This window comes from Rossellomorea aquimaris, assembly GCF_003315075.1.
GTDB lineage: Bacteria > Bacillota > Bacilli > Bacillales > Bacillaceae_B > Rossellomorea > Rossellomorea aquimaris_C.
In genome coordinates this window covers 50,476-67,132 of the sequence record NZ_QNRJ01000017.1, presented here as the reverse complement: position 1 = coordinate 67,132, position 16,657 = coordinate 50,476, and the positions used below count along the sequence as shown (strand labels likewise).

Here is a 16,657-nt window from a genome sequence, read left to right as displayed (position 1 = left end):
AAGCTGAGGAGGCTCGGCCGAACGTCCGCGGAAAGCGGAGCAGTTCCCCTCACCATCCAGCATAAACCTGGTTGACAGAGCCCTGGCAGATTCTACTCTTGAAAACAACAATCAGTGCGAAAAGTGCATTTGTTAAAGCCTTCAATTAAATAAATTACGGTTATCCCTTTTCATTAAGAAAGAATTCTAGTAAATTAGAAATATTGTGTAACGCAGGAGGTCCTCATGAGAAGAAAATTACCATTTGAATTAACCAAGGAGCAATCATTTTATGAAGCATTATCCGACTGGGTCGGTGACGTGTTTTATGATCTATTGCCTGAAAAGGGATTTGATTTACGGGATGAACAGGTATTTATGGCCTTTCAGCTTAATCAAGCCTATAAAAATAAGCAGGTTATGTTTGCAGAAGCAGGTGTCGGTACGGGGAAAACCCTGGTTTACCTTTTGTATGCGTTATCGTATGCGAGATATACGGGCAAACCGGCAATCATTGCGTGTGCGGATGAAACGCTCATTGAGCAGATTGTGAAAAAGGAAGGCGACATCCAGAAGCTTGAGAAGGCGCTGGATCTTGATATAGATGTTCGATTGGCAAAGTCCAGAGAACAATATCTTTGTATAAAAAAACTTGAAGAAAATATTCCCCAAAACGAGGGTTACCAGGATATGTGGGAGGAATTACCAGGTTTTGTCCACGACAATACTTCCATGAGAAGCTTTAGTCATTATGGGGATAGAAAAGAATATGCTCATTTATCTGATGAAGAATGGAATCAAGTCGGCTGGGATTCTCTTCAAGACTGTATGTCTTGTTCTTATCGCCATCGCTGCGGACTTACACTTCACCGTGAACATTACCGGGGGGCAGCAGACTTAATCATCTGTTCCCATGACTTTTATATGGAACATATTTGGACGAAAGACTCCCGCAAACGGGAAGGGCAGCTGCCACTTCTGCCGGAAGCGAGCTCTGTTGTATTTGATGAAGGTCACTTATTGGAATTTGCTTCTCAAAAAGCGATGACTTACCGCATGAGAATGGAGACCCTTGAAGGCTTACTGGAGAAGCTTTCAGCGTCTGATATGAGGGAAGAAACTTTGTATGTCATTGAAGATATTATGCTGGATAATGAAAAGTGGTTCGAACTTCTGGAGAAAGAATCCAAAGGTGAGACTGGTTCTGAGAGACAATACATTTCCCGTTCTGAAGCCATATTACAGCAGGGAAGAGCCCTAACGGAGAAAATTGAAAATCTATTAAATGAGCTTGTCTTTGAGTCTGAAATGTATGTCATGGATGATTATTTGCTAAAGGTAGTGGAAGAGTATCTTGAGCAGATTCAGTTTTCCTTGAAACTATTCATAGATGATGAAAAAGGAATCTATTGGTTGGAAACGTCAGAAGAAGAGCACACCTTTGTTGTGATGCCAAGATTGGTGGAAGAAATTTTGAGAGATCAAGTGTTTTCTCAAAATATCCCATTTATCTTTTCTTCTGCCACTCTTTCCTATAATGGAGACTTCTCTTATGTTTCTCAATCGCTGGGGATTGAAAAATATGAAAAGTTCTCGGTAGAGTCTCCTTATGAATACGAAGATATGATGAAAGCTTTTCTTCCTACATTAGAAGAAGGTATGGATTCTAAAAATCAGTATGCCTTTGACATGTTGAAGGAAAATCTAGGGAAGTCGTTGATTCTCTTCTCCACTAAGGAAGAAATGAATGTTTTTAGACAATATCAGAAGCAGCAGGGAAATCAGGACTGGAATGTGATTTATGAAGGGGACAGAGAGATTAGTGAAACGGTACAGCAGTTCCAGCAGGAAACCTTTACAGTTCTTTGCTCCTATCATTTATGGGAAGGATTGGACGTGCCTGGAGAGTCACTTTCTCAAGTCATTATCTACTCACTCCCATTCCCTCCTAAGGATCCTGTGTTTGATGCGAAACGAAATCATGCTGAAAACTCAGTGGAAGAAGTGGATATTCCCTACATGCTCCTTCGACTGAGACAGGGAATCGGGCGTTTGATTCGGACTAGCGAGGACAAAGGAACTGTTCATGTCTTGGTGAATGGTCATGAATCAGCTTATAAACAGCTGGTAGAATCCGTATTACCAGTCGGGATTGAAGTGTTGAATTCATAAAGTGTTGAAAGAGCCGCCTGAAATTGGGCGGTTTTTTTGTGGCTTTACAGGTAGAGACATCTCCTCTTTGACTAATATGAAGTCTCTAAGCGCCTCTCTATCAATCATTCTAGCCCAAGTTGCCAGAAAAATATGATAAAATAGATTGAATGTTAAAAAAGGGGGCTTTTTTAGAATGAAAGAATCAGTAATAGAAACAAAAGATCGTTTCCATGATTATGTGAAAAAGATGTCTGCGTACAACGAAGCGCTTGGTTTGATGTTCTGGGATTTACGGACAGGTGCTCCGAAAAATGGCGTTGAACAACGATCTGAAGTCATTGGAATGCTTTCATCTGAGCTTTTTGAAATGTCGACCTCCAATGAAATGGCTGCATACCTGGCAAAATTGTCTCCAGAAATGGACAAATTGGATATCATGACACAAAAACTAATAGAAGAGTGTCAAAAAGAGTATGATCGGAATAAAAAAATTCCCGCTTCTGAATATAGGGAATACGTGGTGTTACAATCGAAAGCTGAAGGTGTATGGGAAGAAGCCAAAGAAAAAGCGGATTTCACTATGTTTCAGCCCTATTTAGAAAAACTGGTGGCATTTACGAAACGCTTTATTGATTATTGGGGCTACGAGGATAACAAATATAATACGTTACTGGATATGTATGAGCCAGGTGTAACGGTTGAAGTGTTAGATAAGGTATTTGGCGATCTTCGAGATCAAATTGTCCCGCTTGTACATAAGATTTCCGAATCGGAACATAAGCCACATACAGATTTCCTCTTTGAACACTTTCCAAAGGATAAGCAAAAGGATTTCAGCTTAAAGATCCTTGAGCAAATGGGGTATGATTTTAACTCTGGCAGATTGGATGAGACGGTCCATCCATTTGCTATTGGTTTAAACCCTGGTGATGTAAGGGTAACAACTAAATATGACGAGAAGGATTGGAGAACAGCGGTGTTCGGGACAATCCATGAAGGTGGACATGCTCTGTATGAGCAGAACATTTCCAAGGATTTGATTGGTACGCCACTATGTACGGGAACGTCGATGGGGATTCATGAATCTCAATCTCTGTTCTATGAAAATTTTGTAGGAAGAGATCATTCTTTCTGGAAGCAGAATTTTTCATTACTGAAGGATTACTCTTCAGGACAGTTTGATTCCATTGAACAGGACGATTTCTACCGCGCAATCAATGAATCGAAGCCATCGTTAATCCGAATCGAAGCAGATGAATTAACGTACGCGTTACACATTATCATTCGATATGAAATTGAAAAGGGATTATTTAATGATGAGATAGACGTGAAGGATCTTCCTGAAATCTGGAATCAGAAATATGAAGAGTACTTGGGAATCCGCCCTTCTCATAACGGTGAAGGTGTCCTTCAAGATGTTCATTGGGCTGGTGGGAGCTTCGGTTACTTTCCGTCATATGCATTAGGATATATGTACGCTGCGCAGTTTAAGCGTGCCATGTTAAAAGATCTTCCTCATTTTGATGAGCTGTTGGAAGAGGGGAATCTTGCTCCCATCAGAGAATGGCTGACCACGAACGTCCATCAGTGGGGCAAGATGAAGAAACCGCTGGAAATCATCAGGGAAGTTACTGGAGAAGGGCTTAATGCCCAATATTTGGCCGAGTATTTAACGGAGAAGTATTCAAAGGTATATTCCTTGAATTAACGAATACATTGGAGGCAAAATCATGGAAATCAACGTTGCATCACTGGATGATAAATTGCTTGTTGGAATAGGCTGGACAGGTCCGTATGGAAGAGGGGCTGAGATCCCGAGACTCTTCACTAAGTTTCTACAGATGATCCCATCCATTCACCACATCAATGGAGATGAATGCATATACGCCCCTTTCCATGACAGAGCGACTGATTTTACGTATTATTGTACCGTAGAGGTTGATCGTGTGGAAAAGCTTCCACCGGGGTTAGTGGAACTGTCCCTCCCTTCCGGTGATTATGCTCACGCTCTTTATGAAGGGCTGTCAACGGAAGTGGAACAGGCCTACTTTTCGATCTTTAATTGGATTAAGGAGAATGGCTATGAAAAAGACACACTCCAGACTGAGTGTCGAGAAATTTTTATCTCAAGACAGGGAAATCAACGAAACGGATGACAAGAGGAAATTAGAGTTGTTTGTTCCAATTAAAGAGAAATAGAAGAGAGGCTGCCAGGGGCAGCCTCTTTTCCATTAGTATAAGTATACATTTAGTAATTTCGTTCCTGACCATGCCGCCTCCGCTTTTCGCGATGTCCAGCTCCAGGGCTTAGAGGCTCGAGGTCATAAGTCAGCCCCACCAAAAAGGCAAAGAGCACCTTTCCGGTGGGGCCGCCTTATGCTTGTCGCCTCTGGGCAAAGCCCTTCCGCTTTTCGATATGTCCAGCTCCGGCGGCTTGGGGCTCGAGGTCATAAGCCAAGTAACCCAAAAAGGCAAAGAGCGCCTTTCCGGGTTACTTGGCTTATGCTTGTCGCCCCAGGGCGAGCCGCCTCCGCTTTTCTTTTTACCACAAACGATACCCTTTTGACGCAGGCGGCGCGTTTTGAATCATGTCTATGAACGGAACGGTATAGGCAACGAGAATGAGAGCTGCTAAGATGGTTAACCAAATCCTCCAGTTTTCAAGAGCCATTGGGGTTTTCTCAGCAGCTTCGGCTTTTTCACCGACTGGGAACTCTTCGTCTCCTTTAGGTGCGAAGAATGCGAGATTGATAAAGATGTATAGAACAAGAATGATCCCGATAAAGAGGATCGTTCCCCCGATGGCTTGTGCAACTTGATATGGGATCCATTCAAGGGCTTGCGGTGCATCCCCATAAGTTGAAAAAGAGGATCTTCTTGGAGCGCCGAGTAAGCCGACAGCATGCATGGCACCTGACATGATGCCCATTCCTACAGACCACACTATGGCTTGCACGATCGCCAGTTTGTTCATTGCTTTCGTTAAGACGCGTCCTGTTAAATGAGGCACGAGCCAATAGGATATACCGAAGAACGTCAATACAACAGAAGTGGCCAAGGTTAAGTGAAAGTGACCGGTAACCCAGATGGTATTATGAACAACCTGGTTCATCTGGTTCGAGGCATTGATTAACCCACCTGCCCCTGCCGGGATAAAGGCAACCATGCCGATAAACGGCACTGTAAAGCGTGCATCTCCCCATGGTAACTTCTTAAACCATCCAAACAAACCGGTAGCTCCTTTGGATCTGCCGTACATTTCAAAGGTAGCGAACAGAGAAAATGCAGTCATCAAGGAAGGTATGACAACCATAAAGGTAAGGACTACCTGTAAAAATTTCCAATACGCGTCAATTCCCGGCTCCACTAATTGGTGATGAAAACCTACAGGAATAGAGAATAGGAGAAACAATATAAAGGAAAGTCTGGCTAACGAATCTGAAAATATTTTTCCACCGATGATCTTTGGAATAATGACATACCATGCCATATAGGCAGGCAGCAGCCAAAAATATACAAGGGGATGACCGAAATACCAGAATAATGTTCTGCTTACGAGTACATCCACCCGATCAACGAGACCAAGAGACCAAGGAAGGAGCTGGAATAAAACCGTTCCTGCCACACCAATGGTGGCGACAATCCACAAGACGGTATTGATGATGGCCATGAATGTTAACAGAGGGCTTGGTTGACCGGGGTTTTCTTTTCGCCAGCTTACATATTTGATGATCATGCCGGCCCCGCCTAACCAGCTTCCAACAACGACGAAGGTCAACCCTAAGTAGAATATCCAGTGTGCCTGCAGAGGAGCATAGAAAGTATAAAGTACAGTCGCTTCATTTAATAGAATCATTACAGCGGCCATGATTGTGCCGATCAGCATGACCCAGAATCCTGACCAGCCTAACAAACGGGATTTCCCGGAATAGGCTCCGGATGTTCGGGAGATGGCAGCGTGCTGGAATCCTAAGATGAAGAAAGTGGTCAATACTAATCCCAGTAATACACCGTGAACCGTTAACACTTGATAATAGCCGATTCCTGCAGGCAATATGAACTTCCCTGACCTTACCAACACTTGTAATAACCCTGCCAACCCACCTAGGGCCAAGGCAATAAAGCCTACATAAATATGTGCCAACGCCAATGTAGCATCTTTTTTATCAATCCTTATAAATCGTTTCATTTTAGTCCACCACCTTAATCATAGATTTCATTGTGTGATGACCCACACCACAATATTCATTACAGACAACGAGAAATTCCCCTGTCTTATCAAGGGTTGTTGTATATTCACTTACAAACCCGGGTTCAAGCATCATATTGATATTTGTCCCTGCGACTTCAAATCCGTGGACAACGTCTTTTGTTGTGGCTATGATTTTCAGTGTAGATCCTTTAGGTACTTCAATTTCCCCGGGTGTGTAGAGAAACGCAGATGCAACAAACACTAGCTCGTAATCCCAAGCTTTTCCTTCCACTCTCTTCAATCCCGGTTCGTTAAAAGGCGAGGTTTTATCCACTTGTTCGGGATTGACGTATGCTTTCGCGCTTGGGGGTTGATGTCCTTGGTGAAAAGCACTGATGCCTAAAATAATTAAAAATAAAATAAGAGACCCTGTTCCTAACGTTAACCACCATTTTTCATAACGATGCATGTGCATGTAAACCACTCCTTCAAAATTAAAAACGATTTAAAAATAGTATGAATACCCCTAGCCAAGTAAGCACTAAAAACCCGCCTAAAAACAGAACCGAAGTAAATGTACCTTTTAATGAAGTAGACTCTTCGACCTTAACCTCTGTTTTTTGATGCAATTCCGGTTTCGGCATATATCTCATTCCTTTCATCTATTGGATGATTGATTTTGTTATCACTATCATAACGGTGCAAACCGCTTTGAATCTGTGATAAATGTCACAGGTTACTTTAAATATTGTGAAATAAATGTGAAGTCAGGAAGAGATAGGTCTTTTAATTGGTTCACATGTGTCAAGAATGTGCATAAAGTGTATGAGTGGGCAATTCATGGGGGGGGCTATCTGATGGAAAAATATTATTGTAAACAGTGCTGCCAGATCTATTCTGAGAAAACGGTTTGTCCTCAATGTCAGATCGTTGTCGAGGGGCAAATCGATATTCATGTTCAAAATGGACAAGGCAATAAGAAAAACGGTTAAAGTTTTCTTGATAAAGGGACTGTGTTAATATATAGAAGATTCAAATAATGGGCAGGGTGGTGTGAGGATGTATTTACCTTCATTTGCATTAAATGATAAATTGGCTGCCGTCACCGGGGCAGGCCGTGGAATTGGACGGGCTCTCAGTATTGGTTTAGCAGAAGCAGGTGCGGATGTAGTCCTGCTATCCAGAACGCGGAATGATTTAGAAGATACGGCAAGTGAAATAGAAAAGCTCGGTAGAAGGGCGTATATCATCCCGACAGATGTAACATCTCGGGAGGAAATTCGAAAAGCGATTTCTTACATAGAAAATCAAAATCGTTCCATTGATATTTTGATTAATAACGCAGGAATGAATATCCGTTCTACTGCCCTTGAGGTTACGGATCAAGAGTGGCAAACCATCATGGATACAAATCTAAAATCTGCTTTTATGATGAGTCAGGAAGCGGGTAAACATATGATGGAGAAGAATCAGGGGAAGATCATTAACATAGCGTCTGTCGCTGGTCACGTTGCCTTACGTACAGGTGTTGTGTACGCTTCAACGAAAGCAGCCATGATTCAAATGACGAAGGTTCTAGCCATGGAATGGGGAAAATACAATATCAATGTGAATAGTATCGGACCTTGGTATTTTAAAACACCATTAACGGCAGAATTATTGCAAAATGAAGAATATGTAAACGATATTCTGGCTGTTACACCTTTAAAAAGAATCGGTGAACTGGAAGAACTTGTGGGACCGGCTGTTTTCCTCTCCTCGGATGCTTCGAATTACGTTACCGGTCAAACCATTTTCGTAGATGGCGGAATGACCATTCAAGGTTTCTAATCACTAAAAGGCTAACCAATTAATTGAGGTTAGCCTTTTATCTATTTCAGGCAATTATTCAATCATAAGAATCACTAAGAAATCTCCCACATTTTCAATGACTATGGGCAGCTTTAGGGCTTTTTCGAACCCGTACATTTTCGATTGTCCAACAATGACGGTAGGGGGAGTGATGTCCAGGGTATGACCGGCTTGAGCTAATAGAGTAGCGAGGTTGCCTGCAATCATATTTCCTAATTCACCTGCAAAAGATTCAAGCATTTCTCCTTCTAATGGCATGCCGAACATTGATGCCCCCAGGGATTGAAAGCTCTCTTCTTCACCATCTATAATCATTCGGCCCCGTACATCTCCGGTAATTCCAATGAGTACACCGATTTTATGCTGACTAAAGGGCTCCGTCAGTAACGAGGGCTGTAAAACGTCAATGTATAGGGGAATCACCCCTTTAATCGCTTCAATAGAACTATTTAGTATATCTGTGACACTTCTCGTTAAAATCATGTCGTTTCCTCCACTATTCTGTCGCTGTAATCATACCATAATACCTGGTTCAAAAGACGTATTATTTAGCATTATTTTCATTAAAATGAACTTTATGGATGAAAAAAACTCTGTTGGTAAGGAATACGGGATCCATACATGATTTGTGAATGAATGGAAAAGCTATCCTTACATGGAAGTGTAAGGAGTGATTAGTTTATGCCTAAAATTGTCTCAGTCGAAACCGAGGTTCCCCCTGTGAAAATTACGCAAAAAGAAGCGGCGGAATTTGCGAAACAGTTGTTTTCCAAAAGTTTTAAAGATATCAGACGTCTTCTCACCGTGTTTGAAAATGGAGAAATAGACAGTCGTTATTTCGTAAAAGATATCGACTGGTTCTCAAAGGAGCATACCTTTCAAGAGAAGAATGATGAATTCATTCATCATGCTGTTGAATTAGGCAGCAAAGTTGTTAAGAAGAGCTTATCCCGACATCAACTTACATTAGAAGATATTGATGCAATCATTACGATATCAACCTCAGGGATAGCGACACCAAGTCTCGAAGCGAGAATTATGAATCATCTGCCATTCTCATCTCATGTAAAACGAATCCCGATTTGGGGATTGGGGTGTGCAGGTGGAGCGAGTGGATTGTCACGTGCCTATGAATACTGTTTAGCTTTTCCTAAAGCGAATGTTCTCGTCCTCTCCATTGAACTGTGTTCTCTCACCTTTCAGCATGGAGATCGGTCAAAGAGCAATCTGATTGGTACCTCATTATTTGCGGATGGGGTGGCTTGTGCCGTTATATGTGGTGATGATAGTCAGGTGCTCAAAGACATTTCACATCCTCTGCCAACCATCTTTGCCACCCAGTCGACATTGCTCCGGGATTCCCTTGATGTGATGGGATGGGAAGTAAAGAATAATGGTCTGTATGTGGTGTTTTCAAAGGATATTCCAACACTTGTAAAGAACTGGCTTCGTCCGAATGTGGAGGGATTCATCCACGATAATGATCTCAGGCTTGAAGACATTAAACATTTCGTAGCTCATCCCGGCGGAAGGAAAGTCATTGAAGCCTACCAGGAAGCTTTAGGGATGGATGAAAGTATGACATCTGAATCTATGAAGGTGTTGAAGCAATATGGGAACATGTCCTCTGTAACGATACTGTATGTCCTGAAGGAATTCATGAATAAAGGCTGTGAACGGGGAGATATAGGGTTAGGTACAGCTTTAGGACCGGGATTCAGTTCAGAACTGCTTTTGATGAGGTGGGAATGATGCTTTATTTTATCCTGTTTTTTTCTGTACTCCTGATTCAGAGACTTGTGGAGCTGTACATCGCCAGATCAAATGAAAAGTGGATGAAGGAGCAGGGAGCGAAAGAATATGGACAATCCCATTATAAACTGATGGTCGCTATCCATATAGCGTTTTTTGTTTCCCTATTAATAGAAGGAGGGATCTTTCATACTGGGGTTAATACCTATTGGCCTCTTCTGTTGACTGGTTTTATCCTGACTCAGCTGGGAAGAATGTGGGTGATCTCTTCCCTCGGGAAGTATTGGAATACGAAAATCATTGTGCTTCCGAGCGCTGAAGTGGTGGCGAGAGGTCCTTATAAATATTTGAAACATCCTAATTATTTTATCGTTACATTGGAATTCTTGATTGTGCCGTTGCTCTTTCATGCGTATTGGACACTTTTTATCTTTGCACTATTGAATCAATTCATTCTCTCTATCCGTATCCCACTGGAGGAAGATGCCCTCCGAATTGAAACCGATTACGAAAGCGTCCACCTCCATACTAAAGGTTGGATTCCCCTAATCAAAAAAGAAAAATAATTTTCTTATTGAAAATGATTATCGTTTTTGATAAGATTCTAATTGAAGATGAAAATTATTCTCATTTATATATTAACAAAAGGGTGGGGACAAATATGGTATCGTTTCTGATAGTGTTTACTGTAATAGTGTATGGCTTCATGATGAAGTATGTTTTATCAAATGTGATGAAGGATTCAGCACAAGAAAAGAAAATATCTTCATACCAGAAAAACTCAAAAACTTTTGTTCATTCAAACCTGATTGCAACCGAAACAACTCGATAGATACATAGCCTTCTTCTCCGGAAGAGGGCTTTTTTGTTTTTTCACTCAATAAACCATCTGCATATACTGATATCGTTATCATTATTTCCTTTGCTTGATATGATTTCATAGAGAAATTGAGATAAATACGATAAAATAAAACCGTTATCATTTTTCTGAAAACAGAAAGGAACTAGTACAATGAGTCAGATAGAGCATAAAAGTACACAATTACATAATACATTGCAACAACTTACAGCCTACCACGATCGGTTCCTTCAAAACGGAGACGACGAGCGGGCTGCAAAGGTAGAAAGATTAGCGGAGAAATTACACAACCATGAATTGATTTTAGCCTTTTGCGGCCATTTCTCTGCAGGGAAGTCAACGATGATCAATCACTTAATGGGAGAAGAAATCCTCCCGTCTAGTCCAATCCCTACCAGTGCAAATTTAGTAAAGGTGCACCATGCACCAACGGATTTCGCAAAAATTCATTATCATCATTCCCAACCCCTATACTTTCAGGCACCGTATGAGTTCTCCACCATTAAGGACTTCTGCAAAAACGGAGAGGAAGTATATTCTGTAGAAATAGGTCGAAGCAAAAGTGAGATGCCGGAGGGTGTATCGATTTTAGATACCCCGGGTGTAGACAGTACGGATGATGCCCACAGGCTGTCAACGGAATCGGCCATTCATCTTGCTGACGCCGTCTTTTATGTGATGGATTATAACCATGTTCAATCTCAGGTGAACTTCGAGTTCACAAAGGAAATGATCCGTCATGGAGTCAAGCTGTATCTCATTGTAAATCAGATTGATAAGCACCAGGAAGAAGAATTGGCATTCAGCGACTTTATAAAAAGTGTAGAGAATTCGTTTGCATCTTGGGGTGTGGTCCCCAATGGGATGTTTTTTACAAGTTTAAAAGCTCCTCATCATCCTCATAATGATCTTGAAAAATTAGAGTCATTGATTGAAGAACAGGTGAAGAAGAAAAGCGAACTGATAGAAGCCTCTGCTGAATCGGCCATCTCACAATTGCGGTCTGAGCATGAGAAGTGGTATGAGGAAGCCCTTGAGAAAGTTGAAGAAAAAGGAAGGGACATCCTGACAGCTGATGAATGGAATGACAAAGCCTCCCTTCTGCAAGCTGAAAGTAGATTGATTGATACTTTAGCAAAAAATAACGTAAAAACGATAAAAGACCATTTTGAGGAAGAAAGAAGGGAAATCCTTAAAAATGCGTATTTAATGCCGTTTGAAACAAGAGAATTAGCGAAAGATTTTCTCGAAAGCAGGCAATCAGACTTTAAAGTAGGGTTTTTATTTTCGAAACAAAAAACAGAAGACGAAAAAGCGCTCAGGATCCGGAAGTTCAGAGAAGATATAAATACCAGGATCGAATCTCAATTAGAATGGCATTTGAAGACACTGGGAAAAAACATGGACAAAGAATACAGTCCTTCATCAGGTCAACCCATCAAGTGGGATCAATTATCTCTTGAAGTGGATGAAACATTCCTTATCGATTTGATCAAACCTGGTGCAGGAATTACGAGTGATTACGTTCTCCAATACTGTGATGATCTTTCTGAGGAATTAAAGAGGAAAGCCAGGAATATTACAAATGATTTGATTGAAGCAACTTTGAATGAAGTGGAAAGCGCGTCTGCAGTAGAGAATTCAGCTTTAGAAACTGAGCTAAATGAACTCCAAAAGAAAACAGGAGTCATCTATCAATGGAACACATTACATGAAGAAAAGACTATCCAACTTCGAAAATTAATGAACATTGAAATCGATCAGAGACAAGCAGATTCTGTTCTCCAACAGTGGATCGTGAATTGGAAGGCAAGGGCGGAAGAGTATATTCTCGCCACTGACATGGAGTTGGATCAGAAAGAGAAAACCACACGAACCAGGGAAAAAGTTGAGACGGAGCCACGGCAACAACAGCAAGCTTCCATTGAAGAGGTTATCGAACGTTTAGAAACGATGACCAGTGTATTCAGGAAATACAAAGGGTTCAGAAAGACGGCAGATTTATTAGAAGGAAAGAAAGAGCGACTGTCCAATCAATCCTTTACAATCGCATTATTCGGTGCGTTTAGTGCGGGGAAATCATCATTTGCCAATGCACTATTAGGGAAGAAAATACTCCCGGTGAGTCCGAATCCGACAACGGCCTCCATCAATCGAATCAATCCGGTATCAGAAGTCGGTGAGCATGAGACTGCTCATGTCCAAATCAAGACGTACGACCAGTTATTTCAAGACATTGTTCATTCACTTTCCTATTTCAATCGCAGTGTTTCAACACTTGATGAAGCAATGGAGGTTGTCCCCGCTTTAACGAGTGAAGGCAGCGGTAAGGAGAATGTACACCTTTCATTCCTGCAGGCTTTTACTAATGGTTATCCTGCCTTTAAAGATAGTATTGGAATGACTAAGAAGGCAAATCTTGATGAGTATAGGGGATTTGTAGCAGATGAAGCTCAGGCTTGTTTTGTGGAGTCCATCGATCTCTATTACGATTGTGATATTACAAGGCAGGGAATCACACTCGTCGATACACCAGGAGCAGATTCGATTAACGCGCGTCATACGGGAGTGGCATTTGAATATATCAAAAATGCCGATGCGATACTATTTGTGACCTACTACAACCATGCATTTGCCAAGGCAGACCGTGAATTCCTCATTCAATTGGGCCGGGTGAAGGACACGTTTGAACTAGATAAAATGTTCTTTGTCGTTAATGCCATCGACCTTGCAAGCGGCGAGGAAGAAAAAAATGAAGTGATCGATTATGTAGAGACGCAGCTGGTTCAATATGGAATCCGTTTTCCGAGGATCTTTGGGGTATCTTCTCTCCAAGCTCTTAGAGAAGCAGATTCAGAAAAATCAGGAATGGATCTATTTAAGAAGGAATTCCAAACATTTATACAGAATGAATTAGTGAGCATGAGTATCGAGTCCGCTCTCAGTGAGTGGGATAGAGGCCTGCAGCGATTTAACCAATACATTCATACGGCTTCAAGTGATAAAGCGTATAAGGAAGTACGCAAACAGGAGCTGAACGATGCGAAGGTTGAGGTTCGCTCACTTATCGATACGAAATCCGTCCACCCACTTGAAATCGAAATGCAGCAAGAATCGAAGGAACTTGTCTATTATGTGAAGCAAAGGGTATTTTTCCGGGTATCCGATTTTTATAAGGAAGCCTTTCATTCAGGATTATTTCTGCAATACTCCAACCAATCCCAAGCGATAAAGGAAGGATTAAAGGAATTTCTTGCAAGTGTCGGATTTGATCTGGCACAGGAAATGAGAGCCACTTCTCTTCGCATTCAGCAGTTCATTCAGAAACTACTGAGTGAGCATTGGTTGGTACTTGAAGAAATGATTCAACAGGTGGAGAAAGAACTGGTATTATCTCCTCAGGACTACCAAAACGAAAGCACCATTGAATTTGAGAACGCATTAAAACAAACAGAGCTGCGACTATTCGAAGAGGCATTTTCTTCATTTAAGAATCCAAAGCATTTCTTTGAACAAGGCGGAAAAAAGAGTGTTCAGGAAAAATTGGAAGCATTACTTCATGAGCCTGCAGACAGCTATTTAGAACAGGAGCAGAAACGGCTGGAAGGTTGGGGTGCTTCGTATTTAAGTAGAGAGTTTGACAAGCTAAAAGAAGAAATGTTGATTCAGGTGATGGAGCAGATCGATTCAAATATTGATGCATTAGAGAGTGTTCAGGACCTCAACAAGCTAAAGTATGATTTGGAGCAACTCGAACAGATTCAATCTTAAAGAAAAGAAGGAGGAAAGTCGTGGCGAATCCTTATCATTGCTGTGCTACATGTATTCACATTCAAGGAGTCAAGACTGAACAGAAGACCTCCTATTTCTGTTCCCGACTGGGCTATGAAACCAAAACCACTTATCAATTTTCTTGCTGGGAACCTAAGGAGGAAGTACTGACGTTAATGAAGAAGAGGGGGATAATATCATGAAGACAATTATCGATACGGATTGGCTAAGTGAGCATGTTCATGATGAGAATCTAAGAATCATTGATTGTCGTTTTTCTCTGGGAAACCCGGCAGAGGGGCGGGAGCGGTACAAAGAGAGTCATATTCCGGGAGCCGTCTTTTTCGATTTGGAAAAGGATTTATCAGGATATGTGAAAAAGCATGGGGGGCGCCATCCCCTTCCGAATATGAAGAACTTTTTGCGCAAGGTGGAGGACGTCGGTATTGATAATGATACAACGGTCGTCATTTATGATGAAAAGGAAGGTGCATTCGCTGGCCGGTGCTGGTGGTTGTTCCAATACATCGGACATGAGAAGGTATATATCTTAAATGGTGGGTTTGCAGCTTGGAAAAAGGCTGGAGGGAAAACTGAATCGACCGTTCCTGTGTTTCCTCTGAAAAGCTATCGTCCAAGCTTTAACGAAACGATCGCGGCTTCTCTGGATGAGGTGAGGAGCATTGCAAATGGGGATCGAGACATCCCATTAATCGATTCCCGTAGCAGAGAAAGATACTTAGGCCATGAAGAACCGATAGACCGCATTCCGGGTCATATTCCAGGGGCGGTCAACCTTCCATGGACAGATGGTGTGACGGAAGGGTATTTTATTCAGGGAGAACAGCAGAATGATCGCTTCGCTCATCTTAATAAAGATGAGCCGGTGATTGTCTATTGCGGATCCGGTGTAACAGCGACACCGAATTTCATTGCACTTAAGGAAGCAGGATTCCATACTGTGAAACTTTATGTTGGAAGCTACAGTGATTGGGTGTCCTATGAGAATCACAAGGTTGAGAAGGAATAATGGCGAATAGCTAATTGGAAAAGGTTCATCACTTTTCCAATTAGCTATTTATTCGTATATGTTATACTTTATAAAGTGAACAAAAACGAGAATGAGCGATGAGGAGTGTATGAATTGAATAATAAAAATGAGCATTTATTACTTATAGATGGTATGGCGCTATTATTTCGATCTTTTTTTGCAACAGCCGTAACGGGTCAATTCATGATGAACTCAAAAGGACTTCCCACCAATGGAGTTCAGGGGTTTATGAAGCATTTACTGATGGCGGCGGACCATGTGAAGCCCACACATATCATAGTATGCTGGGATATGGGGAGTCAGACATTCCGTAATGAAGTATTCAATGACTATAAATCGAATCGAAATGCACCACCTGTTGAACTGATCCCTCAATTTGATCTTGCAAAAGAGGTGGCGGAAGGATTCAATCTTTCGAATGTGGGTGTAGTTGGTTACGAAGCAGATGATTGTATCGGGACACTTGCCAAGATTCATCAAACCGATCGCAAAGTATCCGTCCTGAGCGGTGACCAGGATCTCCTGCAGCTTTTGGACGACAATATTGATATTATGCTCCTGAAAAAAGGCTTTGGTAACTATCAAACCTATACGAAAGAGATTTTTGTGGAAGAGAGAGGAATTACTCCTCAGCAATTCATTGATGTGAAAGCATTAATGGGTGATACAAGTGATGGATATCCAGGAGTTAAAGGAATCGGCGAGAAAACGGCACTAAAGTTGATTCAACAATATAAGGATATTGCAGGTATTCTCGATCATCTGCACGAGTTAACCCCATCTCAACGAAAGAAGATTGAAGTCGATCTGGACATGCTTCATGTTTCAAGAAAGTTAGCTGAGATTCACTGCGAGGTGCCGCTATCTGTTTCGGTAGAAGAAGCTCGTTGGAATAACGTAGCCCATGAAACGCTTTCCTTTGTGGATGACTTAGAGTTGAAGGTGCTTAGAAGATATTTGGTAGGTTCTAATGTGATGGTTGCCACAAGCTAGCCATTTATAGGAGTGTCAGGGATCCGTTTTGGCCCCTGACACTTTTTTATGTGGA

13 protein-coding genes are annotated in these 16,657 nt (G+C 41.7%); 10 read left to right on the top strand and 3 right to left on the bottom strand.

The window, feature by feature from the left end; genetic code table 11:
* Positions 1-225 precede the first annotated feature (225 nt).
* The 3 genes from DET59_RS16920 to DET59_RS16910 all read left to right on the top strand — a co-directional run bounded on the left by DET59_RS16920 (position 226) and on the right by DET59_RS16910 (position 4,289).
* On the top strand, positions 226-2,151 hold the full coding sequence (locus tag DET59_RS16920; protein WP_113970792.1) for an ATP-dependent DNA helicase: 1,926 nt from the start codon (positions 226-228) through the stop codon (positions 2,149-2,151).
* A gap of 175 nt (positions 2,152-2,326) precedes the next feature.
* Positions 2,327-3,841, top strand: a complete 1,515-nt coding sequence (locus tag DET59_RS16915) for a carboxypeptidase M32 (RefSeq protein ID WP_113970791.1) — start codon at positions 2,327-2,329, stop codon at positions 3,839-3,841.
* A 22-nt stretch (positions 3,842-3,863) separates the two neighbouring features.
* Entirely contained in the window at positions 3,864-4,289 is a 426-nt protein-coding gene (locus tag DET59_RS16910; RefSeq protein ID WP_113970790.1) for a GyrI-like domain-containing protein, read from the top strand.
* 386 nt (positions 4,290-4,675) lie between these two features.
* Here DET59_RS16910 and DET59_RS16905 read toward each other — a convergent pair whose 3' ends face one another.
* Positions 4,676-6,322 carry a b(o/a)3-type cytochrome-c oxidase subunit 1 gene (locus tag DET59_RS16905; RefSeq protein WP_113970789.1) on the bottom strand — a complete coding sequence of 549 codons (1,647 nt, stop codon included), beginning with the start codon at positions 6,320-6,322 and terminating at the stop codon, positions 4,676-4,678.
* Position 6,323: 1 nt separating this feature from the next.
* Entirely contained in the window at positions 6,324-6,800 is a 477-nt protein-coding gene (locus tag DET59_RS16900) for a cupredoxin domain-containing protein (RefSeq protein ID WP_113970788.1), read from the bottom strand.
* Between the two features lie 382 nt (positions 6,801-7,182).
* Here DET59_RS16900 and DET59_RS22160 point away from each other — a divergent pair, with 382 nt between their 5' ends.
* Positions 7,183-7,317: a hypothetical protein gene (locus DET59_RS22160; protein WP_258549711.1), complete on the top strand. Its 135-nt coding sequence runs from the start codon at positions 7,183-7,185 to the stop codon at positions 7,315-7,317.
* A gap of 67 nt (positions 7,318-7,384) precedes the next feature.
* Positions 7,385-8,155 carry an SDR family NAD(P)-dependent oxidoreductase gene (locus tag DET59_RS16890; protein WP_113970786.1) on the top strand — a complete coding sequence of 257 codons (771 nt, stop codon included), beginning with the start codon at positions 7,385-7,387 and terminating at the stop codon, positions 8,153-8,155.
* A 54-nt stretch (positions 8,156-8,209) separates the two neighbouring features.
* Here DET59_RS16890 and DET59_RS16885 read toward each other — a convergent pair whose 3' ends face one another.
* Positions 8,210-8,659 carry a chemotaxis protein CheX gene (locus DET59_RS16885; protein ID WP_113970785.1) on the bottom strand — a complete coding sequence of 150 codons (450 nt, stop codon included), beginning with the start codon at positions 8,657-8,659 and terminating at the stop codon, positions 8,210-8,212.
* Between the two features lie 198 nt (positions 8,660-8,857).
* Here DET59_RS16885 and DET59_RS16880 point away from each other — a divergent pair, with 198 nt between their 5' ends.
* The 5 genes from DET59_RS16880 (at position 8,858) to DET59_RS16855 (ending at position 16,602) form a co-directional block, all read left to right on the top strand.
* On the top strand, positions 8,858-9,928 hold the full coding sequence (locus tag DET59_RS16880) for a type III polyketide synthase (RefSeq protein ID WP_113970784.1): 1,071 nt from the start codon (positions 8,858-8,860) through the stop codon (positions 9,926-9,928).
* The gene (locus DET59_RS16875) at positions 9,928-10,494 is read left to right on the top strand and encodes an isoprenylcysteine carboxyl methyltransferase family protein (protein WP_113970783.1); all 567 of its coding nucleotides are present in this window, start codon (positions 9,928-9,930) and stop codon (positions 10,492-10,494) included. Before DET59_RS16880 ends, DET59_RS16875 begins: the two co-directional genes overlap by 1 nt.
* A gap of 446 nt (positions 10,495-10,940) precedes the next feature.
* A complete protein-coding gene (locus tag DET59_RS16870; protein ID WP_113970782.1) occupies positions 10,941-14,558 on the top strand; it encodes a dynamin family protein in 3,618 nt (1,205 codons plus the stop codon).
* Between the two features lie 199 nt (positions 14,559-14,757).
* Positions 14,758-15,588: a sulfurtransferase gene (locus DET59_RS16860; RefSeq protein ID WP_113970780.1), complete on the top strand. Its 831-nt coding sequence runs from the start codon at positions 14,758-14,760 to the stop codon at positions 15,586-15,588.
* Positions 15,589-15,702: 114 nt separating this feature from the next.
* Positions 15,703-16,602, top strand: a complete 900-nt coding sequence (locus DET59_RS16855; protein WP_113970779.1) for a 5'-3' exonuclease — start codon at positions 15,703-15,705, stop codon at positions 16,600-16,602.
* Positions 16,603-16,657: the final 55 nt, after the last annotated feature.